This is a genomic window from Mesorhizobium sp. B2-2-4, from assembly GCF_006442375.1.
In the GTDB taxonomy this organism is placed as follows: domain Bacteria; phylum Pseudomonadota; class Alphaproteobacteria; order Rhizobiales; family Rhizobiaceae; genus Mesorhizobium.
The window spans coordinates 587,653-612,272 of sequence record NZ_VFWB01000001.1 but is presented as its reverse complement, the minus strand read 5'-3'; the positions used below and the strand labels follow the sequence as shown (position 1 = coordinate 612,272).

The window sequence follows — 24,620 nt, the reverse complement described above, 5'->3', positions numbered from 1 at the left end:
GCAGGCTTGTGGGGCGGCGTAGAACGCCGACGCCCTACCCCAGCAGCTGCTTGCTCAGCCTCGCACACTGGACGCGAATATCCGGGATGGCGTCGATCTCGAAGAAGGTGCCTCTGGTCAGCGGGCCGACGGCGAGGATTTTCCTGGACACCGTGCCGTCGCCGGCGATGATCTCGCAATTGGCCGTAACGTCGAGGCCGATGCGCAGCGGATCCGGCCGCGCCAGCCCGCGGTCGACCAGCGAGCGCACCACGCTGTTCGACGAGCCCGAGATGTCCCTGACGATGCCGGAGCAATCATAGATGCGGGCGACCTCGAATCTCTCCAGCCGCTTGGTGTGGCGCGACTGGACCTGGACCGTGAACTCGTCGCCCGCCGCGATGTCGACGACACGGCCGGCGACGAGGCGGATGCGGCCGGACTGCACCGCTTGCGTGACGCGGGCATGGACCTCGGGCGCCATGCGGTGGCGGTGGATGTCCCACCACGCCTTGGTGTGCTCGACGAAACGGCGCTTGGCGGAGGCCGGCCAGTTCTGCCAGATCTTCTGGTTGAACGGACGCAGGCCGTCGACGACGTCGCGCCAGTCGATGCCGGCCTTCTGGTTTTCCCGGATCAGGTCGCGGAACCAGCCGACGAAATAGGAAAGCTGGGTGCCGAGCGGGATATCGGCGACGTCGAGCTTGATCGGATTGCCCTTGCGGTGCGGCGAGGGCAGCAGGCCGCGCCGCGACACCGCGACGATCTCCGCGCGGTGGCCGCGCTGTTCGAGCGCCAGGAATGCGTCGACCATGCTGAGGCCCGTTCCCAGCACCATGACGCTCCGGTCGGGATCGAGCGCGGTGTCGGCCTCCGATCCCATCCGAACCGCATGGCCTTGCCCCATGGCCGGCACCTCGTCATGGCCGGTGGCGAGCACCGCCAGATGGGCGACGACGCTGGTGCCGTTGGCGAGCGCCACTTCGACCCCCGAGGCCGTGGGCGAGATCGACAGGCTCTCCTCATGGATCAGCCGAAGCCGTCCGGTCTCCCTCTCGCGCGCCTCGAGATCGTCCAGCAATTCGCCGAGATAGCGGGCATAGATGCTGCGCGGCGCGTAGACCGGCGCCTGCTCGGGCGTTGCCAGGCCGCGTTCCACCAGCCAGCGCCAGAAATTGCCGGGATCGTCGGCATAGGCGCTCATGCCGGCGGCGCTGACGTTCAGCACATGCGCGGAGAGCAATGTGGAGTAGGCGATGCCCTGGCCGAAATGCGGGCGCTTCTCGACCAGCGTGACGCGAAGGTCGGGATTGGGCTGTCTCAGCAGATGCGCGGCGAGCACGACCCCGCTGGCGCCGCCGCCGACGATGATGATCGAGTTGCCGCGGCCGCTCATGCCAGCCCCGTGCGACGCGCCGGCGTCAGGCCTTCACCGCAACCGGCAGATCGTCGCTCGCGACCGAGAGGTCGTCGAGGCCCCTTGCGACCCCAAGGTCGTCGAGGCCGATGTCGCGCATCTCGGCGAGGCTGCGCTGGTCGAGCACCTCGGCGATCGCTTGCCGGACTTCCAGCATCAGATGTCGAACCTGGCATGTCGCCTCGTTACAGTCTTCACAGCGCTGGTATTGGGTACGGCTGGCGCAAGGGATCGGCGCCAGCGGGCCGTCGAGCACACGCACGACATGGCCGACCCTGATTTCCTCCGGTGGCCGCGCCAGGCGATAGCCGCCATCCTTGCCTTTGCGGCTCTGCACGAAACCGGCATTGCGCAATTCGCCCAGGATGGCGTCGAGAAACTTCTTCGGGATGCTGTTGCCGGTCGCGATGTCGTTGACGAAGGCAAGCTGCCCGGCCGGCATCCGCGCCAGATGGACGAGCGCCTTGAGGCCGTACTTGCCTTTCTTGGTGAGCATGATCCGAACGTTTCTCTGTCATGCGATGGCTCGAGGCCATCCTTTGCGAAACGCCTGGCGTGCCTCCCGCCGCGCTCAAGCATCCATGACACATAAATTCTACCAACATGATATACAAGCCAATCGCGATTGATCTTGCTTGATTTTCAAGCCATTGCGGCCATTTTGGACCTGACTTGTGACTCCGGGGACACAAACCGTGGCGCGACGGCCCGAGACCGGTGCCACCGGCGATCGCCGCGATATGGGTGGGTATGACCTCTCATCGCCGCCTCCAGGTTCTATGTCGATAAGTTTACTATACTTAAACGCGAACAGGCGGAACATGTTTTTAAATTCCCATCCGTCTGAAGCATGGATTTGCCTTTCAAGCGGCTGCAGCGTGAATTCTCGTTCTCGATCGGTGGCCGGTAGCGGGGCCGAGCTTCCCGAACGTGATGACGTCGCCACTCTTGAAGCGCCATAGCCGCCAAATCCGCTTGGGGACCTCGGCACCGGCAGCTTTTTCCAACAAATCCAGCCCCGCTAGAAGAATTTAACTCTACAAGAACCATAGAATTAGCGAACTATCATTAAGCAATCCGGTTTTCCCCTGTTTCATGGAGCCCTTGATGTCCACCACCATTTCGCGACGCATCCTTCTCCTGTCTACGGCCGCACTTGCCGGCGCCGCCTTCCTCGGCCCGGCTTTTGCCGACGACCTCAAGATCACCATCGGCTACCAGACGGTGGTCGAACCCTCCAAGGTGCCGCAGGCCGATGGTGCCTATGAAAAGGCCACCAAGGCCGCCATCGACTGGCGCAAATTCGATTCCGGCGCCGATGTCATCGCCGCGGTCGCATCCGGCTCGGTCGACATCGGCTATGTCGGTTCGAGCCCGCTGGCGGCGGCGGCGAGCCGCGAATTGCCGGTCCAGACAATCTTCGTCGTCGGCCTGATCGGGCCATCCGAGGCCCTGGTCGCACGCAACGGCGCCGGCATCGAGAAGGTCACCGACCTCGCCGGCAAGAAGGTGGCCGTGCCCTTCGTCTCGACGACGCATTACAGCCTGCTTGCCGCGCTGAAACATGAGAATGTCGACCCGAAATCGGTCGAGATCCTCAATCTCAGGCCGCCGGAAATCGCCGCTGCCTTTTCGCGCGGCGATATCGATGCGGCCTATGTCTGGGATCCGGCGCTCGGCCAGGTCAAGACATCAGGCAAGGTGGTGCTGGATTCCTCCCAGGTCGCCGCCTGGGGCGCGCCGACCTTCGACGCCTGGATCGTGCGCACCGACTTTGCCGAAAAGAACCCGGAAGCGGTGCGCGACTTCGTCAAGGTGACGGGTGCGGCCTATGCCGAGTACCTGGTCAAGCCCGACGCCTGGTCGGCAGCGTCGCCGCAGGCGGCCGAGATCGCCAAGCTGACCGGCGCCAAGGTCGAGGAAGTGCCTGAACTGCTCAAGGGCTATGTCTTCCCGACACTCGAAGAACAAGCCTCCGACAAGTTCCTCGGCGGCGGCACGGTCAAGGCGATCGCGGCCGCGTCCGCCTTCCTCAAGGAGCAGGGCAAGGTAGACGCCGTGCTGCCGGACTATTCGAAATATGTGACATCGAAATACGTCACCGAGGCGCTGGCCTCGAACTGACCCGAGCGTTGGAGCGCCCCATGCCACGACGGGCAGATGGCGCCCCGATGAGACGCGCGCGGCTTTCCTGACGCCGCGTGTCGTCTGTCCCGGAGCCGCTGACGAGGCTCTGCTTCGGGCAGGCGGACTTCAACGAACTCCTGCGAGGGCTCATGTCGCATCTCGTGCTCGACAGAATCTCGATCCACTATGACGGCCAGCCCGCACCCGCCGTCGAGCGGGTATCGATCGACGTCGCCAGCGATGACTTCGTCGTCCTTGTCGGCCGTTCCGGCTGCGGCAAGACCTCGCTGCTCAATGTAGCCGCCGGCTTTGTCGCGCCGGCACGCGGCACGGCCGCGATCGACGGCCGGCCGATCGCAGCACCCGGTTCGGACCGTGCGGTGGTGTTCCAGAACGACGCGCTGTTTCCTTGGCTGACGGCGCGCGAGAACGTCGCCTTCGCGCTCAGGCTGCGCGGTGTCGGGCCATCCGAGCGGGCGCGCCGCGCCGACGAATTGCTCGGCCTGGTCAAGCTCACCGATGCCGGCGACAAGCGCATCTGGGAGCTGTCCGGCGGCATGCGCCAGCGCGTCGGCCTTGCCCGGGCACTGGCTGCCGAGCCACAATTCCTGCTGCTCGACGAGCCGCTCGGCGCGCTCGATGCGCTGACGCGCGAGCGTATGCAGACGACGCTGCTCGACCTGTGGACGGCAAGCAAGGTCGGCGTGCTTATGGTCACGCACGGCATCGACGAGGCGCTGGTGCTCGCCACCCGCATCGTGGTGCTGGCGCCCGGGCCGGGCCGGGTGGTGCGGACCTTGGAGCCGGGTTTCTCCAGGCGCTACGCAGCGGGCGAGGCCATCCGCGCCATCAAGGCCGATCCTGGCTTCGCCGCGGCGCGCGGCGAACTGACCGACGCCATCTTCGAGGGAGAGGCGGCATGACCATTTCCTCCTACACCGAACGCTCCGGCTCCAGGACCGAAGAGGCCGACGGCCTGTCGGTGCCATGGTCGCGCCCAGTCCCGAAGCGCAAGGGCGTTTCGGCGCGCATGGTCAGCGCGGCTACCATTCTTCTGGTGCTGGCGCTGTGGACGCTGTCGGCCCGCCTGCAACTGGTGTCGCCGGTATTCCTGCCCTCGCCTGTGGCGGTGTGGAACAAATTCATCATCGTCGCCCGCGATGGCTTTGTCGACGCAACGCTCGTCCAGCATATCGCCGCCAGCCTGGGGCGGGTGTTCGCCGCGCTCGTCGCGGCGCTCCTCGTCGGCGTGCCGGTTGGCCTCGCCATCGGCATCAGCACCGTCGGCCGCGGCATTTTCGATCCGCTGCTGGAATTCCTGCGGCCGATCCCGCCGCTCGCCTATCTGCCGCTGGTCATCATCTGGTTCGGCATCGGCGAGCCGTCGAAGGTCCTGGTGATAGCCATCGCCATGCTGGCGCCGGTGGCCTTGTCGACCGCGTCCGGCGTCCGCGGCGTCTCGCAGGAGCGCATCAACGCCGCGCGTTCGCTTGGCGCGACGAGGCGCCAGGTGGTCCGCCACGTGATCCTGCCCAGCGCGCTGCCGTCGATCCTGACCGGACTGCGCATCGCGCTCGGCGCCGGGTGGTCCACGCTGGTAGCCGCCGAACTGGTGGCGGCGACGCGCGGGCTTGGCTTCATGATCCAGTCGGCGGCGCAGTTCCTGGTCACCGACGTGGTGGTCATGGGCATTTTGGTGATCGCGGCCATCGCCTTCGTGCTCGAATTCGCCATCCGCAGGATCGAGCGCGCGCTCGTGCCGTGGGCGGGACGCGAATGATCGGGAAACGGAGATGACGATGACCCATTCCACCGCCATGCTGTTCGCCCATTTTGGCACCTGGCTGCTGGGCCTGACATCCGATGGCAAGGCGATAGAGGAGGACAAGGCGACAAGGGAGGACGGTCCGCGCTCGCCGGCGCCCGTCCGACTCCCGGCCGGGCGTGACCGCCTGCCGCCGCGAGACGAAAGCTTCTACTGGGCCTGGCAGTACTGGTCGCAGTGAGAGCGGCTCAACCGCGCGAACGGTTCGCCCACACGAGCCCGGCGAGACCGACCAGCATGACGACGATGCCGATGGTGAGCCATTGCGACTGGCCGGTCATGAAGCTGCCGCCGATCGCGCCGATGCCTTGCAGCGACCACAGCGCGCCGACGGCCAGCACAATCAACGCCAGCAGATTTTTGATCAGTCTCATTGCCGGATTCTCCCTTCCGAAGTTGATCGGTCGCGTCTTCGCCGTCGCGATGAAAGAGGCAAAGGAATCGGTTCGGCAGCAGCATCTTCTACTTGGATGTTGCCGCTCGATCTTGTCAAACAAGACATGGATATCCGCTGGAACATCATCGTGAGTTGATCGCTGACCGCCGGGAAATCACTGACAGACTGTTACCGGGCGACTCCAAACGTGTGCCGGCGCCATGGAACCGCCAGATGATCGCCGCATTTCGTGCCTTATTGTCTCCGTAACGGCTGGGGCCTGTCAAAAACGGAGCCTTCCCCCAAATATGAATAACAACAACCGGACCGCGCTTGCCGCGGTGACGATCGCTGCTGGTCTGATGGTCGGCGCCTCCGCCACTCCAGCCGCCGCCGCCGCCGGTCAATGCGGCCGCGCTTCCTGGTACGCCCTGCACTCCAGGACCGCGTCGGGCGAACGGATGAACCCTTCGGCCTTGACCGCCGCACACCGCACGCTGCCTTTCGGCACCAAGCTGCGGGTCACCAACCAGAACAATGGCCGCAGCGTCGTGGTGCGCATCAACGATCGCGGACCGTTCATCAGGGGACGCGTGCTCGACCTGTCGAAGGGTGCCGCCGGCCAGCTCGGCTTCATCGGTTCGGGCCACACCGCGGTCTGCATGGCGCGCGTCTGACCACCACTGCCCGGCCCGAGGGCCGGGCCGCCTGGCCTTCGCACCTGCACAATGAGCCGGCTTGTACCGTCCAAGGCTGATTTCCAACGCTTTGGACCAAGAATGCGTATAGATCACGCCACGTGACGTATTGCATCGCAGCAATTAGTTGTTAACTTCCCCGCGAGACAGTTAGGGCCAGGCACTGCTCGCCGCCCCTTCGGTCGCAGGCCGCAGCGGGGTAAACGGATGTTCTACCAGCTCTATGAAATGAACCACGCCGCCCTGCAGCCGGCCCGTCTCTATGCCGATGCGGTGCGGCTGTTCTATTCCAACCCGCTCAATCCGTTCTCGCACACGTCCTGGGGCCGCTCGATCGCGGCGGGCGCCGAGTTGTTCGAGCGCACCACGCGCCGCTACGGCAAGCCGCAATTCGGCCTCGACAAGACGGTGGTCGACTGGAAGAGCGTGGCAGTGACCGAGAAGGTCGTCTGGTCACGACCGTTCTGCAACCTGGTGCGTTTCGAGCGCGCCGTGCCCGCCGGGCGGCGGCGCGATCCGAAGCTTCTGATCGTGGCGCCGATGTCGGGCCACTATGCGACGCTGCTGCGCGGCACGGTCGAAGCCATGCTGCCCCATGCCGACGTGCACATCACCGACTGGATCGACGCCCGCATGGTGCCGACGGCCGACGGCCAATTCGATCTCGACGACTATATCGACTATGTCGTCGACATGCTGCATGTGCTGGGCCCCGACACGCATGTGATGGCTGTTTGCCAGCCTTCCGTGCCGGTGCTGGCGGCCGTGGCGCTGATGGAAACGCGCGGCGACCCCTTCGTTCCTGCGACGATGACCCTGATGGGCGGGCCGATCGACACGCGCCGCAACCCGACCGCGGTCAACCTTCTGGCCGAGGAGAAGGGCATAGACTGGTTCCGCGACAATGTCGTGATGCGCGCGCCCTGGCCGGTGCCGGGCTTCGGCCGCGAGGTCTATCCAGGCTTCCTGCAGCTTTCGGGCTTCATGAGCATGAACCTCGACCGCCACATCATCGCCCACAAGGACTTCTTCATGCACCTTGTGAAGCATGACGGCGACAGCGCCGAGAAGCACCGCGACTTCTACGACGAATATCTGGCGGTGATGGACCTGACGGCTGAGTTCTACCTGCAGACGGTCGACACGGTGTTTGTCCGGCATGCCTTGCCCAAGGGCGAGATGACGCATCGCGGCACGCCCATCGATCCCTCGGCCATCCGCAATGTCGCGCTGTTCACGGTGGAGGGCGAGAACGACGACATTTCCGGCCTTGGCCAGACGCGGGCGGCGCACGATCTGTGCGTCAACATTCCCGCCGACAGGAAGGCGCATTACATGCAGCCCGCGGTCGGGCACTACGGCGTCTTCAACGGGTCGCGCTTCCGCGCCGAGATCGTGCCGCGCATCGTCGACTTCATCACCAGCTATGGCCGCCAGAACCGGGTCGCCGTGAAACCGAAGCTGGTCCGCACCGCCAAAAGATAGGCAGCCTGCATTGCCGGCCCGATAGCGCCGGACAGGCCGGGCAGGCCTGTCGCACGGGTGCCGCTGCCATGCGTCTCGCGGGTAACCATGTCGCAAATCACCCAATCGTGGTAATTGACACGGACTGTAGATCGCCCTTAACCTTTCATTAATAACAAGGGCGAGCGGGGACAATGAATTCCTCACCAATGGCGCGAGCGCTTCGTGCGTGCGCAGTAGCCGGACTGGCGACAATGATGGGAGGCTGGGTGGCACCGGCCCTGGCGGCCGGAGCGATGACGACCGGCGGCGTCGCGTCGCAACCGATCGGCCATTATGATTTCTGCAGGCTCAATGCCCGCGAATGCGCGATCCGTCCCGGCAATCTGGCGCCGGCCGCGATGACGGACAGGTTGTGGCGCAAGCTGGCCAAGGTCACCGCCAGGGTGAATGCCGCCGTCAAGCCGATGAGCGACATGGACATCTATGGCAAGGACGAGGTCTGGGCCTATCCCGCCAAGGGCGTCGGCGACTGCGAGGACTATGTGCTGGAAAAGCGGCGCCTGCTGTCCCGGATGGGCATATCGCTTGCCGATCTTCTCATCACCGTGGTGCGCAAACCCGACGGCGAAGGGCACTCGGTGCTGACGGTGCGCACCGACAGGGGCGACTATGTGCTCGACAATCTGACCGACAAGGTCAAGGCCTGGGACGACACCGGCTACCATTTCCTCAAGCGCCAGGCGATCGACAACACCGGCCGCTGGGTCTCGATCCGTGGCGGCCAGCAGGTGCTGGTCGGGTCCGTGGAGTAGGGACTGCGGCGGGCGGCGCGCCCAACCGCCGGATGTCGGCCCCGCCCCTCATTGCCCTGCCGGGCATTTCTCCCCGTATAGTGACGGGGAGAAAGACGCTGTCATCGACGATTTCCCCAATTGCCGACGTCGCAAGAAATACGCCAAGGGCGCGGCTGTCTCCCTTCTCCCCGTCCTATACGGGGAGAAGGTGCCGGCAGGCGGATGAGGGGCGGCGCCGACGTTGCAGTCACGCGCCTCGCGCACTCCCCAAAAAAATTCCCACACCCTCCATGAACCATTTCGGCCCGGCCGGCGACACACAGCCGTGAACCGAAACCAACCATGGAGACTTCAAATGACTGCTTTCCTGCGTAACACCCTTCTCGCCGCCGTCGCGGTGTCGGGCATGGCCGGATCCGCTCTGGCCGATCAGACCATTCGAAGCTGCGCCAACACCAATCTCAACGACCTGTGGAGCGGCCGCTGTTGCGGCGCCGCCGGCGCATCGGACTGCCTTGGCGGCGGCAATGGTGGCCGCGGCCATGGTGATCACGGCCGCGGTGGCAATGGCGGCAGCACGGCCGGCAAGAACTGATCTCATCACGGCGGCCCGCCGGCTGCTGCTGGCGGGCCGCCGTTTCGCGATCGGGAGCTCAGCCGCCGCGAGAGCCGGGCAAACCCGGCCTACCGCCGTCGCCCCAGCGCCGCTCGGATAGAGAAGGTTATGCCGCGCAGTTCCTCCTCGTCGAGCTTTTCGATGTTCTCGGCCAGGAGGTTGGCAAGCTCGGTCGCGGCCGGGCTCAGGCCCGACGTGTCGAGCCTGACGCGCGGATGCGAGCCTTCGGCCAGTCGCGCCAGTTCCTCCGCGTCGTCCCAGATGATGTTGAAATAGCCGATGATCTTCTGGATCAGCGTCCAGGTCGGCGCGCCGCGCCTTCCATGCTCGAGCGCCGACAGATAGGCGGCGCTGACGCCGATGGCGGCGGCCATGTCCTTCTGGGTGACGCCGCGCTCGGCCCTCAGCGCTCGCAGCCTCTCGCCTAACGGGGTCACGAGCCCATCCTCACGACCGGACCCGCCGCAGCCTGACATAGAGCGCGCCCGAGCCGCCATGGTTGCGCGCGGCGTGGTCGTGACTGGAGACCAGCGGCCGGAACGCCGGCGTTGAGAGCCAGGCCGGCACCGCGCGGCGCAGCACGCCGTCGCCGCCCGACGAAGAGCCCTTGCCGGTGATGACCAGGACATAGCGGATGCCGCCGGCATGCGCGCGGTGCAGGAAGGAAAACAGCAGCGAATAGGCTTCGTCCTGCGTCATGCCGTGCAGGTCGACGCGGCCTTCGATGGGCAGCCGGCCTTTCGATAGTTTGTCCAGCGTCGGCTCGTCGAGCACATGGGAGACATGCTGGGCCTTCGGCTTCGCCGCGCCTGCCGGACCGGCAACGGGCCGGGCTTGTTGCGTCGGCGCCGGCTTCGCCTCGATGCCGAAATCCGGGACAGGCACGGCGGCCTTGCCCTTCAGCGGCTTGGCCGTGCGCGCCACCAGGTTCCACAGCACCCGGTCGTCCTCGCTCAATCTGTCGCTGCGGCGGGTCATGGCTTGGACCCCGAGACGAGCGGGCGCGGCACCAGTGCGTAGAAATCGGCCGGATTGCGCACCACGCCGGCGATCTCGCCGGCGGCATCGCCCGACCCGGCGAAGAGATCTCCGCGCGCCGGCCCAGTGATGGCGGAGCCGGTGTCCTGCGCGATCATGAGGCGCCGGAACGGTTTTGCCTCGAAAGCCGTCAGCGATGGCGCATCGATGTAGAAGGGCGTGCCGAATGTGTGCAGCAGCCGGTCGACGGCGATCGAGCGGCCCGGCGTCAGCGGCACCTTGGCGGCGGCGATCGGCCCGAGTGCTGCGTCCTCGACCGCGGCCTCGCGGAAGAAGATATAGGAACGGTTCTGCCACAGGATCTCGTCGACGCGGCCGGGATGCGCCCTGAACCAGGCGCGGATCGACTGCATCGTCACGTTTTCCAGCGGGATCTCGCCGAGCTCGCTCAACACCTTGCCGGGCCCGGTGAAGCGCTGGCCGGACTTGGCCGCATAGGTGACGCGACACAGCCGGCCGTCGGTCATGAGAAGCCGCGCCGCGCCCTGCACATGGATGAAGAAGGCGTCGACCTTGTCGGCCAACCAGGCGATCTCCAGGCCCTTGCCGGCGAGCGCGCCGCGCTCGATCGCGCCGCGGTCGAAATATTCGGCCGGCCCGTCCGGCGTCCGGCGCGCGAAAGCGAGATAGGGGTCCATTCCGTCGGGCCGGTTGGCGTCGTCGACATCGACGAGATCGGCGGGACGCGACAGAAGCGGCACGGCAAAACGCTCCGTGCGCACCGGCGAGGCCTCGACCTCCGGTTCGTAGAAGCCGGTGACGAGGCCGGCGCCGGTCTCTGGACGCACCTGCATGGGGACGAAATGACGCTCGAAGAAGGCGCGGGCCTCCGACCGGCTGGCAGGAGGGGCCGCGCGCGCCTCGGCATAGGCACCGGCAAAGGCGTCAAAGTCGACGCCGAGCGCGCCGCTGCGATAGGGCTTGGCCAGGACATGGAAGGCGGAGCGGCGAAAGGCCTCGAAGGCCGCCAGATGGTCGTCGTCATCCCAGCCGGGCAGAGCGCCGAAGGATCTTTCGCTGAATGCCTGATGGAAGGACACGACAGGCCCGCCGCGGTCAGGGATTCAATCTTCTTCTTCGGTGGCGACGAGCTTCCAGTTCGGGTCGCGCGAGCGCGTGTCGCGGGCGAAGGTCCAGACGTCCTTGACCTCGGCGACGGTTTCGGGGTCGCCGTCGATGACCGCACCGGCCTTGTCGCGCGTCGCCGAAATCAGCTCGCTGATGATGCGCAGCGTGACATGCGCCTCGCCGCCCTTCATCTCGGCCGAGACGATGTCGGCCTTGTCGATGCCGACGAAGGAAGACTGGATCTTTTCCGACCGCGCCTCGCGCTCGCCGATCGCGGCGACGAAACCGTCATAGACATCGCGCGACAGAAGGTTCTTCAGCGTTTTGCGATCGCCATCGGCATAGGCCATGACGATCATCTCGTAAGCCATCTTGGCGCCGTCGACGAAACCCTTCGGGTCGAAGGACGGATCGTTGTCCTTGATCGTGCGCAGGCCCTTGTTGAGGTCGGTGCCGGGCTTGGCAAAGGCGTCGATGGCCGCATAGACCTCGCCGGCCGGCTCGCCGGGCTGGCGCTTGCGCGGCAGCGACACGACATTCTCGGATTTCTGCGCATCCTTGTCGCCCGTGCGGGCGGCGGTATAGGGATCGAAAGGCGGCCGTTCGCTGCCGGTACGACGGCCCAGCACATTGCGCAGCTGGAAAAAGATCACAACTGCCGCAATCAGAAAGAAAATCGTGCCGAAGTCGAAGAAACCCATATCTTCCGCCAATCAATCCTGCCCTCGGCCGGACCGCCCGGCCAACAGGGCAGCGGTCGCATAGCGTTCAACATGCAAACCATATAGAACGCAAGGCGCAATCATTCAAATCAAAGGCAGCCATACCTATCTAACAGCCTCGGCGCCAGCGGCCGGCGGCCGCTGGCAGGCAAAACAGACCAACGCCAGAACGATCGGAAGGATCGGCAAGACTTGCGCATTTCGTTATTTCCCGTTTTTCTTCTGGCGCTTCCGCTGCTGGAGATCGCCGGCTTCGTCATAGTCGGGCGCCAGATCGGCGCGCTGGCGACGGTCGGCCTGGTGCTCGCCTCGAGCATCGCCGGGGCGCTGCTGCTCAGGCATCAGGGTTTTGGCGTCATGAGCCGCATCAGCACCGAGATGGGCGCCGGCCGCGATCCGAGCCGCCAGCTCGCGCACGGCGCCATGATCGTGCTCGCCGCGATCCTGCTGATCATCCCGGGCTTCATATCGGACATTTTCGGCATTCTCTTGTTCCTGCCGCCGGTGCGCGATCTTGCCTGGCGCAGGCTCAAGGGCCGCATCGTGGTGGCGACGAATTTCTCGGCCGGCGGCTTCCGCGGCCGGCCGCGCGACAGGGTCATCGACCTCGACGACGGCGATTATTCGCGCGAAGACGATTTCAAGCGCGGGCCGGACCACAATTCGCCATGGCGCCGCCTGAAGGACGACTGAGGCTATATTGATGTTCAGGTGATGCCGGCCTGACCTGAATCTCGACGCAGTCTGGATCCCCTCCGGTCGCAAGGCGGCAAACCTTGTCTTGTCATGCCGGCCATGGTAGCGAACGCCCGATTTCAATTCGGTCAGCAATGCTGCCCAGGCAAAAGGACACAAGGCTCATGGCCAGCAAAGATGACGCGCCGGTCGGCGCCAACGGAAACGGCAACACGGCGCAGCCCTCGCTCAACGTCCTTGCCCAGTATGTGAAGGACCTTTCCTTCGAGAGCCCCGGCGCGCCGAACTCGCTGCGCGGCCGCGATAAGGCGCCTGGTATCGCCATCAACGTCAACGTCAACGCCAATCCGCTCTCCGACAAGCAGTTCGACGTCAACCTGACGCTGAACGCCAAGGCGTCCTTCGACCAGGAAGTGCTGTTCAATGTCGAGCTGGTCTATGGCGGCGTTTTCGCCATCAGTGGCTTCCCGCAGGAACACATGTTGCCGATCCTGTTCATCGAATGCCCGCGGCTGCTGTTCCCGTTCGCCCGGCAGATCATCGCCGAGGCAACGCGCAATGGCGGCTTCCCGCCGCTGATGCTCGACCCGATCGATTTCGCGCAGATGTTCCAGCAGAAGCTGGCCGAGGACCAGGCGGCGTCGAAGGTCCAGGTGAGCTGATTCCGGCTCGTACGGATATTGCAGAAAGACCCGGCCTCGCGCCGGGTTTTTCGTTTTCGAGGCCGGTTTGGCCGCGAAGCCCCCCGACTTCGAGGAGAACGGCGCGCTTAGGCGCCCATCACCTTCAGCCACAGCGCCTTCTCACCCAGCGTGGCGACCATGCCGGCATGCGCCGCGCGCTCGGCTTCGCTCAGGCGCGGGGGGAGGGCGATCGGCCGCGCACCGACCGAGATGTCGATGTCTGCCACTTCGCCCGCGCCGTTCATCTGCACTGAAACTGTGTCCAGGATCAGAGCCGTCTGCTTGCCGCCGATCAGCTCGATATAGACTTCGGCCAGCAGCTCCGAATCCAGCAAGGCGCCGTGCTTGGTGCGCCGCGCATTGTCGATGCCATAGCGCCGGCAGAGCGCGTCGAGCGAATTGGGACCCATCGGATGCCTGCGCCGCGCCAGCGCCAGCGTGTCGACGACGCGCCCGATGTCGACGGCCGGATGGCCGAGCCGGCCGAACTCGACATTGAGGAATCCGATGTCGAAGGTGGCGTTGTGGGCGACCAGCTTGGCGCCGTCGGTGAAGGCGATCCACTCCTCGACGATCTCGGCGAAGGACGGCTTGCCCTGCAGGTCCGCCATGCTGATGCCGTGCACGGCCTGCGCCTCGGCGTGGATCGAGCGGCCCTGCGGGTTGATGTAGTGGTGGAAGGTCTTGCCGGTCGGAAAGCGGTTGACCAGCTCGACGCCGCCAAGCTCGATGATGCGGTCGTCGCGCATGTCTAGGCCGGTGGTTTCCGTATCGAAAATGATCTCACGCATCGAATCAGTCGCTCCTGGCAAGCAGAATCGTGAGAGCGGAACAAAATGGCAATGGGCAATGACTTTTTTCCTTCTCCCCTGTGGGAGAAGGAAAAGAGGCGCCGATCTAACCTCTCAAATCCGCGATGATAGCTTCGACCTCAGCCCGCGCGGCATCCAGGCCCTGGCTGGTATCGATGACGAAGTCGGCCTGGCGGCGCTTTTGCGCATCCGGCACCTGGCTGGCCAGGATGGAGGCGAGTTTCTCTTCGCTCATGCCGGGCCGCGCCAGCACGCGCTGGCGCTGGACTTCGGCCGGCGCGGTGACGACGACGACCTTGTCGACGCGGTCGCGGCCGCCGGTTTCGAACAGGAGCGGAATGTCGAGGACGGCAAGCGGCGCGCCGGCGGCGCGGTTGCGCGCCAGGAACGCGTCGGCGTCGGCGCGCACCAGCGGATGGATGATCGCTTCCAGCCTTTTCAGCGCGGCCGCATCGCCAAGCACCCGAGCGCCGAGCTTTGCCCGGTCGACGCCTCCGGCGCCGGTGGTTCCTGGAAACGCGGCCTCGACCAGGGGGGCTGCCTTGCCGGCATAGAGGCGATGCACCGTCTCGTCGGAATCGTGGACCGGGACGCCGGCCTCGGCAAACATTTTCGCGGTGGTCGACTTGCCCATGCCGATCGAACCGGTGAGGCCGAGCACCATCATGGTTTTGGCGCCAGATCGGCTTCGACGAGCGCGCGCAATTCGGGTGTGACACGGGGCCGGACGCCGAACCAGCGTTCGAAACCCGGCGCCGCCTGGTTGAGCAGCATGCCGAGACCGTCCACCGTCTTCAGCTTGCGCGCGCTTGCCGCGGCAAGCAGCGGCGTCTCGAGCGGCACATAGACGATGTCGGTGACGATGGCGTGGTCCGGCAAAAGGGCCGGGTCGGCGGCGAGACCCTCATTGCCTTGCATGCCGAGCGCCGTGGTGTTGATGAGCAGGCCGGCATCGGCAAGCAGTTCACCGGTCACCGCCATGCCGTGCGCGGAGACACCGGCGCCGAACCGGTCGCGCAACTCCGCCGCCCGGGCAAGCGTGCGATTGACGATGCGGATATCGTGGATGCCCCGCTGCTTCAGCGCGTGGATGACGGCGCGCGAGGCGCCGCCGGCGCCGAGCACCACCGCCGGGCCATTGGATGCCCAGCCCGGCGCGTGATCGTCGAGATTGGCGGCGAAGCCATGGCTGTCGGTGTTGCCGCCCCACAATTGGCCGTCCTCCAGCCACAGCGTGTTGACCGCGCCGATCTGCTGGGCCGCCTCGTCAAGGTGCTCGACCAGGGCGAAGGCGGCCTCCTTGTGCGGGATGGTGACATTGCCCCCGAAATAGCCGTTCGCCTGCAATGTGCTCAGGAATTCGGCGAAATCCTGCGGCGCGACATCGATCGCCTGGTAGCTGCCGTCGATGCCGTATCTGGCCAGCCAGTGGCCGTGGATCTTCGGCGAGCGCGAATGCTTGATCGGGTGACCGGTGACGAAGGCCTTTTTGGTCGCCTCAGCCATCGATCGCTCCCAGCGTGCGCAGTTCGGCCAGCAGCGGCAGCAGCGGCAGGCCGACAATGGTGAAGTGGTCGCCCTCGATCTTCTCGAAGAGCTGGATGCCTTCGCCTTCGACCTGGTAGGCGCCGACGCTCGACAGCGCCCTTGAGCCGACGCGCGCCAGGTGGCGGCCGATGAAGGCCGGATCGAGCTTGCGCATGGTGAGGCTGGCGATGCCGACATGGCGCCACAGCACCTCGCCGTCGCGGACCAGGACCGCGGCGCTGTTGAGCTGATGGGTCCTTCCCGACAGCGCCAGCAGATGGCGGCGCGCCCCTTCCATGTCGGCCGGCTTGTGGAACACCTCGTCGCCGAGCGACAGCGTCTGGTCGCAGCCGAGCACCAACGCGCCGGGCCTGCGCTCGCTTACTTCGGTGGCCTTGGCTTCGGCCAGCACCAGCGCGACATCCTCGGGCGAGGCGCCGCTGCCTTGCAGGGGCGCCTCGAGCGCGCGCTCGTCGACATCAGGCGCAACCGCCTCGACGTCGATGCCGGCACCGAGGAGCATCGTCTTGCGGAACGGACTGCCGGAGGCGAGGATGATTTTTTCGGTCATGCTGGTTCACCCAGGGTTGGCGTTCCATCGCGCACCCCTCACTTCTCTCATCTGCACCTACCGCGTCTTCCCCCGCAGGGCAACGATTGCCGCCGCCGTCTCCTCGATCGAGCGGCGGCTGACGTCGATCATCGGCCAGCCATGGCGGGTACAGATCTGGCGGGCATAGGCGAGCTCCTCATTGATGGCGGCGCGGTCGACATAGTCGCCTGGCACATAGGCGCTGCTGTTGCCGAGGATGCGGTTCTGGCGGACATGCGAGATGCGTTCGGCGGTGGCGACAAGGCCGACGATCAGCGGCGTCCTGGCGTTGACCAGGCTTTCGGGCACCGGCACGCCGAGCACGATCGGAATGTTGGCGGTCTTGATGCCCCTGTTGGCGAGATAGATGCTGGTCGGCGTCTTGGACGTGCGCGAAATGCCGACCAGCACGATGTCGGCATCGTCCATATTGGCCGGCAACTGGCCGTCATCATGTTCCATGGTGAAGTTGAGTGCGTCGATGCGGCGGAAATATTCGGCATCGAGGACGTGCTGGGCGCCGACGCGGCGGCCGGCCGGCGTGCCCAGATAGGACTGGAAGACGGTGAGCACCGGCTCCAGCACGGAGACGCAGGGCAGGCCCATGGCGGCGCAGCGCTCGTCGATGCCGCGCGCCAGCTTCTGGTCGACGACGGTGTAGAGAATGATGCCCGGCTCCTCCTCGATGTCCTCGAACACTTTGGCCACCTGTTTTTCGGTTCGGATGAGCGGGTAGATGTGCTCGATGGCGCGCGCATCCTTGTATTGCGCCGAAGCCGCGCGGCCGGCCGCGAGCAGCGTTTCGCCGGTGGCGTCGGAGATCAGGTGCAGGTGGAAGAAGCTCTGGGGTTTGTTCACAGGGTTTACCTAGGGCTGTGGGCGGATGTGGATAAAGCAGGGTTCGGAAAACCCGCCGGCCGGAGCGACTGTATCAGATGCCGGTTTGTCCACAATTCGATGCGCTGTAGGCTTCGTCGGGCGGCTGGGGACAAGTCCGTGGACGGAGATTTCTGCCTTTTGTCTGTCCACAGGACGTACCTGCAGGATCGCTGCTCTAGCGTGTTGAGTCCAATGGAAGATTCCGGCTCGTCCCCAGAACCCTGCAAGGGGCGATTGGAAATGCGCGACAAAATGCTTGCTGGTGTTTTGACGGCCAAAGCGGGACAGGTGACAACCACCACAACCAACAGACTCTTAGAATCAGAAGATTCTTTAAAATAAGATATTTGATTAAAGGGAAGCCGGGAGAGGCGAGCGCTCTATGCCTGCAAGACGGATCATGCTGGACGTGCTGAAGGGTGAGACGGTGTTTCCGCCGCCGCTCTGGATGATGCGCCAGGCCGGGCGCTATCTGCCGGAATACCGCGAGACGCGCCGACGCGCAGGTTCATTCCTCGACCTCTGCTATGATCCCGACCTTGCCTTCGAGGTGACCATGCAGCCGATCGAGCGCTTCGGCTTCGACGCTTCGATTCTGTTCTCCGACATCCTTGTCGTTCCGCATGCGCTTGGCCGCGACGTGCGCTTCGAAGAGGGGCGAGGGCCGCTGCTGACGCCGATCACGGCGGCTGAAATCGCGGCCCTGGACAGCACGGTGTTTCACGTGAATCTCGAACCGGTCTACGAGACGGTTCGCCGGTTGCGGACGAAACTGCCCGATGAAATCACGCTGATCGGCTTCTGCGGCGCGCCATGGACGGTGGCGACCTACATGATCGCCGGGCACGGCACGCCGGACCAGGCGCCGGCGCGGCTGTTCGCCTATCGGGAGCTGGCGGCGTTTCGTCGGCTGCTCAAGGTGCTGACCGATCATTCGGCCGCCTATCTCATCAGGCAGATCGAGGCCGGCGCCGATGTGGTGCAGATATTCGATTCCTGGTCCGGCGTGCTCGACGATGCTTGTTTCGAGCTGTTCTGCGTCGAGCCGGTGGCCGAGATCGTCAGGCAGGTTCGAGCGGTCCATCCCGATGTGCCGATCATCGGTTTTCCCAAGGGCGCCGGCGCGCGCTACCGGAGCTATCGCGAGAAGACCGGCGTCACGGGGCTGGGGATCGACTGGACGGTGCCGCTGGAGACAGCGAAGGCGTTGCAGCGGGAAGGGGCCGTCCAGGGCAATCTCGATCCGCTGCGGCTGGTCGCCGGCGGCAAGGCGCTGGCCGACGGCGTCAGCGCGATCCTGGAGAGCCTGGGAAGCGGACCGTTGATCTTCAATCTTGGCCACGGCATTACCCCGGAAACGCCGATTGCGCATGTCGAGGCGATGGTGAAACTGGTGAGGAGCGCGACACGCTGATGGCCGGGATGAGCAACACCAACAGCACGGGCCAGGCGATGATGCGGATGGTGATCGGCATCGCGGCCCTGGTCGTGCTCACCGCGCTGCTGTTTCTGGCGGCCCCAGACGGCTTCTATCTCTGGGCCAAGGCGATCCACGTTCTTGCCGTCATTTCGTGGATGGCGGGCATGCTCTATCTGCCGCGGCTGCTGGTCTATCACGCCGATGCCGAGAAGGGTTCGGTGCAGTCGGAGACTTTCAAGGTGATGGAGCGCCGGCTGCTGCGTGGCATCATCAATCCGGCGATGATCGTCACTTGGGTGTTCGGCCTGTGGCTGGCCTGGAAAGGTTTTGGTTTCCAGGGCGGCTGGCTGCACGGCAAGATCGCGCTGGTGCTGGTTCTGTCGGGCATCCACGGCTATCTGGCCGGCGCTGTGCGAAAATTCGCCGAGGACCGCAATGAAAAGCCCGCGAGGCACTGGCGGATCGTCAACGAGATCCCCACATTGCTGATGATCGCTATCGTGATCCTGGTCGTCGTCAAGCCGTTCTGAACCTTCAGACCTCTCTCACGACCTGCTAAAAGGCGGCTTGCTCTTTCAGCCGGCCGACGATAAAAGACGGGTCTTCCTTCCCGTCATGCGCCGCCCTTCATTGCTTTTGGCCGCGCCCGGCATTTATCGCATCCCGCCGATTTCCTCCCAAAAGCCTACCCAGAGTCTATCCTAATGCAAGAAATGAAACTCACCGAGTTCAAGAACAAGAAACCGCCAGAGCTGATCGCCTATGCCGAATCGCTCGAGGTGGAGAACGCCAGCGTCATGCGCAAGCAGGAGCTGATGTTCGCAATCCTCAAGAAGCTGGCCGCCCAGGACATCGAGATCATCGGCGACGGCGTGGTCGAAGTCTTGCAGGACGGTTTCGGTTTTCTGCGCTCGGCCAACGCCAATTATCTGCCGGGTCCCGACGACATCTATATTTCGCCCTCGCAGATCCGACGCTTTTCGCTCAAGACCGGCGATACGGTCGAGGGGCCGATCCGCAGTCCGAAAGAGGGCGAGCGCTATTTCGCGCTGCTCAAGGTCAACACGATCAATTTCGACGATCCCGAAAAGATCCGCCACAAGATCCACTTCGACAATCTGACGCCGCTCTATCCGACCAAGCGGCTGAAGATGGAGATCGACAACCCGACCTCCAAAGATATCTCGCCGCGCGTGATCGACCTGGTGGCGCCGATCGGCAAGGGCCAACGCGCGTTGATCAACGCGCAGCCGCGTACCGGCAAGACGGTTCTCATGCAGAACATCGCCCACTCGATTACCGCCAACCATCCGGAATGCTACCTGATCGTGCTTCTGATCGACGAGCGGCCGGAGGAAGTGACAGACATGCAGCGCTCGGTGAAGGGCGAGGTGATCTCCTCGACCTTCGACGAGCCGGCGGTGCGCCACGTGCAGGTCGCCGAAATGGTCATCGAGAAGGCCAAGCGGCTGGTCGAGCATGGCCGCGACGTCGTCATCCTGCTCGATTCGATCACCCGCCTCGGCCGCGCCTACAACACCGTGGTGCCGTCCTCGGGCAAGGTGCTGACCGGCGGCGTCGATGCCAATGCGCTGCAGCGCCCGAAGCGCTTCTTCGGCGCAGCCCGCAACATCGAGGAAGGCGGTTCGCTGACCATCATCGCCACCGCGCTGATCGATACCGGCAGCCGCATGGACGAAGTCATCTTCGAAGAGTTCAAGGGCACCGGCAACTGCGAAATCCAGCTCGACCGCAAGGTCGCCGACAAGCGCATCTACCCGGCCATGGACATTCTGAAGTCGGGTACCCGCAAGGAAGACCTGCTGGTGCCGCGCGCTGACCTGCAGAAGATCTTCGTGCTGCGCCGCATCCTGGCGCCGATGGGAACCACCGACGCGATCGAGTTCCTCATCGACAAGCTGAAGCAGACCAAGACCAATGCGGACTTCTTCGATTCAATGAATACGTAGTTCGCAGAGCGAGCTCCACTTCTTCGTCATCCTCGGGCTTGACCCGAGGATCCATGCCATGGCCTCTCCCAAAGAGCGCGGCGGACTGGATCTTCCAGCTGTTGCAGCGCTCGAAAGTCACGGCATGGATCCTAGGGTCTCCGCGACGGAGCTTCGCCCTAGGATGACGAACTCTGTGGTCTTCGTCGCAATAGCCCTTCCAATTCATCCGGATCGCTCACCGCCGGCAAGCACACCTGTCCCGTGCACAGCCACGCGCCCGGCCTGTCGGAGGGAGGCAGGATCCCGCCCGGCAACAGCGTTCGATTCGCCTGTGTACCGATCGCCACCACAATATCCACCCGACGCGGATCGGGATTGCGATTCGCTACTGGAACGAGCGTCGGATTCGCCAGATCGTCCACAAGCACCAGCTTTAGCGGCTCTATGGCGAGCGCCGAGGCGTTGACGATGCCGGCCTGGCCATAGGCCTGGTGCGCCGCGCGGCCGGCGGCATGTTCGGCGACTTTCGTCGCTTTCTCCTGCAGGTCGAGATCGCCGGTCAGTGCGGCGAGCCGGACCAGCGCCTCGATGACCTGACCGGTGGCCGACGCAATAGCCTCGTCGACATCGCCCCTGATGCGGATCGGCACGTCGGTGCTGTCGGATGCCGTGAGATAATAGCCGGTGCCGTCGGCATCGGCGTGCCAGCGGTCGAGCTGCTCGACGAATTGCCGGGCCCGATCGGCGTAGCTCCAGTCGCCGGTGGCTTCGAACAGGGCGATCGCCGCATTGGTCATCGACGCATAGTCGCTCGACAGGGCCGGGAACAGTTTCTTGGCGCCGAGCATGGAGTGCGGCAGCCGTCCGCCCTCGGCGGCGGAGGCGATCTGGTCGAATGCGGTCTTGGCCGCGTCGATCCAGTCTTGCCGCGCCAGCGAGCGGCCGGCCTCGGCAAGTGCTGCGATCATCTGGCCGTTCCAGTCGGCGAGGACCTTGCCGTCGCGGCCTGGCCTGACGCGCCGTTCACGGACTGCCAGCAGCCTTGCCTTGAGAGCGGCCAGAAGCGGCTGCTCGGCAATGCCTTGCACCTGCTGGGCCTGCGTCTGGTGGACAACGGGCTTGCCTTCCCAACCGGGTGGGCTGGAGAGCATGAAGTTGTTGAAAAACAACGGTGAATCGTCGCCGAGCGCGGTCTCGATCTCTTCCCGGCTCCAGGTGTAGAAAAGGCCCTCCTCGCCCTCGCTGTCGGCATCGAGACTGGCGGCGAAGGCGCCGCCATCGAGGCGCATCTCGCGCAGCAGCCAGCCGATGGTCTCCTCGATTCGGACCCGGAACAAACACTTCCCGCTCGCGGCATGGGCCCAGTTGCAAAAACGGATGAGCTGCGCGTTGTCGTAGAGCATCTTTTCGAAATGCGGCACCAGCCATTGCGCGTCGGTGGAATAGCGGCTGAGACCGCCGCCGACATGATCGTAGATGCCGCCGGCCAGCATCCGTTCGAGGCTCAACAGGACATCGTCACGGTGACTGGCATTGCCGTCGCGCAACCAGGACAGCCACAGTGTCTGCATGAATGGCGCATTGGGGAATTTCGGCGCGCCGCGCAGGCCGCCGAGATCCTTGTCGATCATGCCGTCTATGCCTCTGGCGAGCGCGGCCAGCGTGTCGCGGTCGAGCGCGGCGCGGGCATGCGCGCCGGCGAGCCGGGTCTCGACATGCGAGGTCAGCCCGTCGGCGCTCTGGTTCAGGCTTGCCCTCTTCTCGCGCCAGGCCTTGTCGATCGCCTCCATCACCTGGATGAAGCCCGGGCGGCCATAGCGCGGCTCGCGCGGGAAATAGGTGCCGCCCCAGAAAGGCTTGCCGTCCGGCGTCAGGAACATGGTCAGCGGCCAGCCGCCCTGCTCGCCCATCGAGGACAGCGCCGCCATGTAGATCTGGTCGATGTCGGGACGCTCCTCGCGGTCGACCTTGATATTGACGAACAGACGGTTCATGACGGCGGCGACGTCGTCATTCTCGAAGCTTTCATGGGCCATGACGTGGCACCAGTGGCAGGCGGCATAGCCGATCGACAGCAGGATCGGCCGATCCAGCGCCCTCGCCTCGTCAAGCGACGCCGGCGACCAGGCCCGCCAATGCACCGGATTGCCGCTGTGCTGCTGCAAATAGGGGCTGGCTTCGTCGGCAAGCAGATTTTGCGCAGGCAGTGTCACGATGAGCGGTCCGGCGAAACAGGGGTTGGATAGTGAAGCTAGGGCGGTCCAACAAGGCGGGCAAATGATTTCGGCCGACACCATCGTCGCGCTTTCCAGCGGCCGCCTGCCGGCCGGCGTCGCCGTCATCCGCATTTCGGGGCCAAAGACTCGATTCGTTGTCGAAACGATCGCCGGCGGTATGGTTAAGGGCCGCGTGGCCAGCCTGCGCAAGCTGCGGGCGCCCGATGGCGGCGTGCTCGACAGTGGCCTGGTGATCTTTTTCCCCGGCCCCGGCAGCTTCACCGGCGAGGACGTGGCGGAATTCCAGGTGCATGGCGGCCGCGCCGTGGTGGCGAGGCTGTTGGAGACGATCGCCGGTTTCGAAGGCGTCAGGCACGCCGAAGCGGGCGAGTTTACGCGCCGGGCCTTCCTCAATGGCAAGGTCGATCTGGTAAGGACGGAAGCGCTGGCCGATCTGGTCAACGCCGAGACCGAGGCGCAGCGGCGCTTCGCGGTGCAGAATGCCGAGGGCGCGCAAGCCGAGCTTTATCTGAGCTGGCGGCGGCGGCTGATCCATGCGCGCGCCATGATCGAGGCCGAGATCGACTTTGCCGACGAGGACGATATTCCCGGGTCCGTTTCGGACACGGTCTGGTCTGACGTCTCGGCGATGATTGGGGAGATCGAGCGCCACATTGCCGGGTTTCGTGCCGGCGAAATCCTCCGCGACGGGTTCGAGGTCGTTATCCTCGGCGCCCCAAACGCCGGCAAGTCGAGCCTGTTCAACGCTTTGGCGCGGCGCGATGCAGCTATTGTAACGGATGAGCCAGGCACGACGCGGGACCTGCTCGAGATCGTGCTTGACCTCGAAGGCCTGCGGGTCAGGCTGACCGACACCGCAGGCCTGCGCGATGCGGCCGGCAAGGTGGAAGCGATCGGCATCGAGAAGGCGCGAGCCAAGGCGCATGGCGCCGACCTCTTGCTCATCCTCGAGGATATGGCCGACCCGTATCCCGTTGCTCTTCAACGCGAGGGGATCGCGACCCTGCGCGTGGGCACCAAGCTCGATCTGGTGCACGGGCAAGCCGCTGCCGGGGGCTATGATCGCGCCATCTCGACGAAGGACGGGACCGGCGTGGCGGAGCTGTTGACCGAGATCGCCAGGCTCGCGGCCGCGCAGGTCGGCGAAGCGGGCGACATCCTGCCCTCACGGCTTCGCCACGTTGAATTGCTAGGCGAAGCCAACCGCTTCCTGCTGCGCGCGGCCGAGAGCCCGGACGCCGGGCAGGAACTGCGCGCCGAGGATCTGCGGCTGGCCGCCGACCGGCTCGGCCGGATCGTCGGCGCGGTCGATGTCGAGGACATGCTGGATGTGATTTTCTCGCAGTTCTGCATCGGGAAATGATTCACGTGGAACATTGTCGGGGCGCCGACGCCGTCGAGCCTCCCTTCTCCCCGTCACTATACGGGGAGAAGGTGCCGGCAGGCGGATGAGGGGCAGCGCTGACCTCGGCTTCTATCACGACGGGCCCGGCCGATGACTCACGTGAAACAGAAGGGCTCTCCGACCCGACGTTGTTTCACGTGAAACGGCTGCGCCGGGGTCAATCGCCAGCGTCGGCGCTACCCCGCACTTGCCTGCCGGCATTCTCTTATCCGGCATTCTCTTACAAGGACGGGGAGAGGGCGCGCTGTTATTTCCAGTTTCGGCAATTATCAGCCTTGTAAATGAAGGTG

27 protein-coding genes are annotated in these 24,620 nt (G+C 64.9%); 14 read left to right on the top strand and 13 right to left on the bottom strand.

Annotated features, from left to right (window positions below):
• Positions 1–34 precede the first annotated feature (34 nt).
• Both FJ959_RS03195 and FJ959_RS03190 read right to left on the bottom strand, forming a co-directional pair.
• Positions 35–1,375, bottom strand: a complete 1,341-nt coding sequence (locus FJ959_RS03195) for an FAD/NAD(P)-binding protein (RefSeq protein ID WP_140628372.1) — start codon at positions 1,373–1,375, stop codon at positions 35–37.
• A gap of 25 nt (positions 1,376–1,400) precedes the next feature.
• The gene (locus FJ959_RS03190) at positions 1,401–1,892 is read right to left on the bottom strand and encodes an Rrf2 family transcriptional regulator (protein ID WP_140563855.1); all 492 of its coding nucleotides are present in this window, start codon (positions 1,890–1,892) and stop codon (positions 1,401–1,403) included.
• Between the two features lie 611 nt (positions 1,893–2,503).
• Between FJ959_RS03190 and tauA the strand changes: the two genes are divergently transcribed.
• The 4 genes from tauA (at position 2,504) to FJ959_RS03170 (ending at position 5,529) form a co-directional block, all read left to right on the top strand.
• Complete coding sequence (tauA, locus tag FJ959_RS03185) at positions 2,504–3,520, top strand: taurine ABC transporter substrate-binding protein (RefSeq protein ID WP_140628369.1); 1,017 nt, start codon at positions 2,504–2,506, stop codon at positions 3,518–3,520.
• 152 nt (positions 3,521–3,672) lie between these two features.
• Complete coding sequence (locus tag FJ959_RS03180) at positions 3,673–4,446, top strand: taurine ABC transporter ATP-binding protein (RefSeq protein ID WP_140524464.1); 774 nt, start codon at positions 3,673–3,675, stop codon at positions 4,444–4,446.
• The gene (locus FJ959_RS03175; RefSeq protein ID WP_140628367.1) at positions 4,443–5,303 is read left to right on the top strand and encodes an ABC transporter permease subunit; all 861 of its coding nucleotides are present in this window, start codon (positions 4,443–4,445) and stop codon (positions 5,301–5,303) included. The genes FJ959_RS03180 and FJ959_RS03175 overlap by 4 nt, the downstream gene beginning before the upstream one ends.
• Before the next feature lie 19 nt (positions 5,304–5,322).
• A complete protein-coding gene (locus FJ959_RS03170; RefSeq protein WP_140491853.1) occupies positions 5,323–5,529 on the top strand; it encodes a hypothetical protein in 207 nt (68 codons plus the stop codon).
• Positions 5,530–5,536: 7 nt separating this feature from the next.
• Here FJ959_RS03170 and FJ959_RS31530 read toward each other — a convergent pair whose 3' ends face one another.
• Entirely contained in the window at positions 5,537–5,722 is a 186-nt protein-coding gene (locus FJ959_RS31530) for a hypothetical protein (RefSeq protein ID WP_181167265.1), read from the bottom strand.
• A 310-nt stretch (positions 5,723–6,032) separates the two neighbouring features.
• Between FJ959_RS31530 and FJ959_RS03160 the strand changes: the two genes are divergently transcribed.
• From FJ959_RS03160 to FJ959_RS03140, 4 genes are all read left to right on the top strand, one after another.
• Positions 6,033–6,401, top strand: a complete 369-nt coding sequence (locus tag FJ959_RS03160) for a septal ring lytic transglycosylase RlpA family protein (RefSeq protein ID WP_140628364.1) — start codon at positions 6,033–6,035, stop codon at positions 6,399–6,401.
• Positions 6,402–6,629: 228 nt separating this feature from the next.
• Positions 6,630–7,907: a polyhydroxyalkanoate depolymerase gene (locus tag FJ959_RS03155; protein WP_140491858.1), complete on the top strand. Its 1,278-nt coding sequence runs from the start codon at positions 6,630–6,632 to the stop codon at positions 7,905–7,907.
• 173 nt (positions 7,908–8,080) lie between these two features.
• A complete protein-coding gene (locus FJ959_RS03150; protein WP_140491861.1) occupies positions 8,081–8,701 on the top strand; it encodes a transglutaminase-like cysteine peptidase in 621 nt (206 codons plus the stop codon).
• Positions 8,702–9,038: 337 nt separating this feature from the next.
• Positions 9,039–9,278, top strand: a complete 240-nt coding sequence (locus FJ959_RS03140) for a hypothetical protein (protein WP_140491863.1) — start codon at positions 9,039–9,041, stop codon at positions 9,276–9,278.
• Positions 9,279–9,367: 89 nt separating this feature from the next.
• Here FJ959_RS03140 and FJ959_RS03135 read toward each other — a convergent pair whose 3' ends face one another.
• The 4 genes from FJ959_RS03135 to FJ959_RS03120 are packed head-to-tail and all read right to left on the bottom strand — an operon-like array spanning position 9,368 to position 12,106.
• Positions 9,368–9,736, bottom strand: a complete 369-nt coding sequence (locus tag FJ959_RS03135) for a helix-turn-helix transcriptional regulator (protein ID WP_140625315.1) — start codon at positions 9,734–9,736, stop codon at positions 9,368–9,370.
• A 10-nt stretch (positions 9,737–9,746) separates the two neighbouring features.
• The gene (locus FJ959_RS03130; RefSeq protein ID WP_140625316.1) at positions 9,747–10,277 is read right to left on the bottom strand and encodes a Smr/MutS family protein; all 531 of its coding nucleotides are present in this window, start codon (positions 10,275–10,277) and stop codon (positions 9,747–9,749) included.
• On the bottom strand, positions 10,274–11,377 hold the full coding sequence (locus FJ959_RS03125; RefSeq protein ID WP_140628361.1) for a murein transglycosylase A: 1,104 nt from the start codon (positions 11,375–11,377) through the stop codon (positions 10,274–10,276). Before FJ959_RS03125 ends, FJ959_RS03130 begins: the two co-directional genes overlap by 4 nt.
• Positions 11,378–11,401: 24 nt before the next feature.
• Complete coding sequence (locus tag FJ959_RS03120) at positions 11,402–12,106, bottom strand: Tim44/TimA family putative adaptor protein (RefSeq protein ID WP_140514105.1); 705 nt, start codon at positions 12,104–12,106, stop codon at positions 11,402–11,404.
• Between the two features lie 213 nt (positions 12,107–12,319).
• Here FJ959_RS03120 and FJ959_RS03115 point away from each other — a divergent pair, with 213 nt between their 5' ends.
• Both FJ959_RS03115 and secB read left to right on the top strand, forming a co-directional pair.
• Complete coding sequence (locus FJ959_RS03115; RefSeq protein WP_140491873.1) at positions 12,320–12,820, top strand: FxsA family protein; 501 nt, start codon at positions 12,320–12,322, stop codon at positions 12,818–12,820.
• A gap of 167 nt (positions 12,821–12,987) precedes the next feature.
• Positions 12,988–13,485: a protein-export chaperone SecB gene (secB, locus tag FJ959_RS03110; protein WP_140491875.1), complete on the top strand. Its 498-nt coding sequence runs from the start codon at positions 12,988–12,990 to the stop codon at positions 13,483–13,485.
• 107 nt (positions 13,486–13,592) lie between these two features.
• Here secB and dnaQ read toward each other — a convergent pair whose 3' ends face one another.
• The 5 genes from dnaQ to FJ959_RS03085 form a co-directional block, all read right to left on the bottom strand.
• Positions 13,593–14,297, bottom strand: coding sequence for a DNA polymerase III subunit epsilon (gene dnaQ, locus FJ959_RS03105; protein WP_140514104.1), 705 nt, complete (start codon positions 14,295–14,297; stop codon positions 13,593–13,595).
• A gap of 106 nt (positions 14,298–14,403) precedes the next feature.
• Positions 14,404–14,985, bottom strand: a complete 582-nt coding sequence (coaE, locus tag FJ959_RS03100) for a dephospho-CoA kinase (protein ID WP_140514103.1) — start codon at positions 14,983–14,985, stop codon at positions 14,404–14,406.
• Entirely contained in the window at positions 14,982–15,824 is an 843-nt protein-coding gene (locus FJ959_RS03095) for a shikimate dehydrogenase (RefSeq protein ID WP_140514102.1), read from the bottom strand. Before FJ959_RS03095 ends, coaE begins: the two co-directional genes overlap by 4 nt.
• A complete protein-coding gene (locus FJ959_RS03090; protein ID WP_140491900.1) occupies positions 15,817–16,416 on the bottom strand; it encodes a Maf-like protein in 600 nt (199 codons plus the stop codon). The genes FJ959_RS03095 and FJ959_RS03090 overlap by 8 nt, the downstream gene beginning before the upstream one ends.
• 57 nt (positions 16,417–16,473) lie before the next feature.
• Entirely contained in the window at positions 16,474–17,295 is an 822-nt protein-coding gene (locus FJ959_RS03085; RefSeq protein WP_140491905.1) for a pyruvate, water dikinase regulatory protein, read from the bottom strand.
• 403 nt (positions 17,296–17,698) lie between these two features.
• Between FJ959_RS03085 and hemE the strand changes: the two genes are divergently transcribed.
• The 3 genes from hemE to rho all read left to right on the top strand — a co-directional run bounded on the left by hemE (position 17,699) and on the right by rho (position 20,706).
• A complete protein-coding gene (gene hemE, locus FJ959_RS03080) occupies positions 17,699–18,730 on the top strand; it encodes a uroporphyrinogen decarboxylase (RefSeq protein ID WP_140628359.1) in 1,032 nt (343 codons plus the stop codon).
• Positions 18,730–19,266: a protoporphyrinogen oxidase HemJ gene (gene hemJ, locus FJ959_RS03075; RefSeq protein ID WP_140491911.1), complete on the top strand. Its 537-nt coding sequence runs from the start codon at positions 18,730–18,732 to the stop codon at positions 19,264–19,266. The genes hemE and hemJ overlap by 1 nt, the downstream gene beginning before the upstream one ends.
• Before the next feature lie 174 nt (positions 19,267–19,440).
• Entirely contained in the window at positions 19,441–20,706 is a 1,266-nt protein-coding gene (gene rho / locus FJ959_RS03070; protein WP_140491913.1) for a transcription termination factor Rho, read from the top strand.
• Positions 20,707–20,864: 158 nt separating this feature from the next.
• On the opposite strand, the gene FJ959_RS03065 is transcribed toward rho, so the two are convergent.
• On the bottom strand, positions 20,865–22,901 hold the full coding sequence (locus FJ959_RS03065) for a thioredoxin domain-containing protein (protein WP_140628356.1): 2,037 nt from the start codon (positions 22,899–22,901) through the stop codon (positions 20,865–20,867).
• Between the two features lie 64 nt (positions 22,902–22,965).
• Here FJ959_RS03065 and mnmE point away from each other — a divergent pair, with 64 nt between their 5' ends.
• Positions 22,966–24,288, top strand: a complete 1,323-nt coding sequence (gene mnmE, locus FJ959_RS03060; protein ID WP_140628352.1) for a tRNA uridine-5-carboxymethylaminomethyl(34) synthesis GTPase MnmE — start codon at positions 22,966–22,968, stop codon at positions 24,286–24,288.
• Positions 24,289–24,620: the final 332 nt, after the last annotated feature.

Coding starts and splice junctions, on each gene's coding strand:
- FJ959_RS03195 (WP_140628372.1), bottom strand. CDS start 1,375: ATGAGCGGCCGCGGCAACTCGATCATCATCGTCGGCGGCGGCGCCAGC.
- FJ959_RS03190 (WP_140563855.1), bottom strand. CDS start 1,892: ATGCTCACCAAGAAAGGCAAGTACGGCCTCAAGGCGCTCGTCCATCTG.
- tauA (WP_140628369.1), top strand. CDS start 2,504: ATGTCCACCACCATTTCGCGACGCATCCTTCTCCTGTCTACGGCCGCA.
- FJ959_RS03180 (WP_140524464.1), top strand. CDS start 3,673: ATGTCGCATCTCGTGCTCGACAGAATCTCGATCCACTATGACGGCCAG.
- FJ959_RS03175 (WP_140628367.1), top strand. CDS start 4,443: ATGACCATTTCCTCCTACACCGAACGCTCCGGCTCCAGGACCGAAGAG.
- FJ959_RS03170 (WP_140491853.1), top strand. CDS start 5,323: ATGACCCATTCCACCGCCATGCTGTTCGCCCATTTTGGCACCTGGCTG.
- FJ959_RS31530 (WP_181167265.1), bottom strand. CDS start 5,722: ATGAGACTGATCAAAAATCTGCTGGCGTTGATTGTGCTGGCCGTCGGC.
- FJ959_RS03160 (WP_140628364.1), top strand. CDS start 6,033: ATGAATAACAACAACCGGACCGCGCTTGCCGCGGTGACGATCGCTGCT.
- FJ959_RS03155 (WP_140491858.1), top strand. CDS start 6,630: ATGTTCTACCAGCTCTATGAAATGAACCACGCCGCCCTGCAGCCGGCC.
- FJ959_RS03150 (WP_140491861.1), top strand. CDS start 8,081: ATGAATTCCTCACCAATGGCGCGAGCGCTTCGTGCGTGCGCAGTAGCC.
- FJ959_RS03140 (WP_140491863.1), top strand. CDS start 9,039: ATGACTGCTTTCCTGCGTAACACCCTTCTCGCCGCCGTCGCGGTGTCG.
- FJ959_RS03130 (WP_140625316.1), bottom strand. CDS start 10,277: ATGACCCGCCGCAGCGACAGATTGAGCGAGGACGACCGGGTGCTGTGG.
- FJ959_RS03120 (WP_140514105.1), bottom strand. CDS start 12,106: ATGGGTTTCTTCGACTTCGGCACGATTTTCTTTCTGATTGCGGCAGTT.
- secB (WP_140491875.1), top strand. CDS start 12,988: ATGGCCAGCAAAGATGACGCGCCGGTCGGCGCCAACGGAAACGGCAAC.
- dnaQ (WP_140514104.1), bottom strand. CDS start 14,297: ATGCGTGAGATCATTTTCGATACGGAAACCACCGGCCTAGACATGCGC.
- coaE (WP_140514103.1), bottom strand. CDS start 14,985: ATGATGGTGCTCGGCCTCACCGGTTCGATCGGCATGGGCAAGTCGACC.
- FJ959_RS03095 (WP_140514102.1), bottom strand. CDS start 15,824: ATGGCTGAGGCGACCAAAAAGGCCTTCGTCACCGGTCACCCGATCAAG.
- FJ959_RS03090 (WP_140491900.1), bottom strand. CDS start 16,416: ATGACCGAAAAAATCATCCTCGCCTCCGGCAGTCCGTTCCGCAAGACG.
- hemE (WP_140628359.1), top strand. CDS start 17,699: ATGCCTGCAAGACGGATCATGCTGGACGTGCTGAAGGGTGAGACGGTG.
- hemJ (WP_140491911.1), top strand. CDS start 18,730: ATGGCCGGGATGAGCAACACCAACAGCACGGGCCAGGCGATGATGCGG.
- rho (WP_140491913.1), top strand. CDS start 19,441: ATGCAAGAAATGAAACTCACCGAGTTCAAGAACAAGAAACCGCCAGAG.
- mnmE (WP_140628352.1), top strand. CDS start 22,966: ATGATTTCGGCCGACACCATCGTCGCGCTTTCCAGCGGCCGCCTGCCG.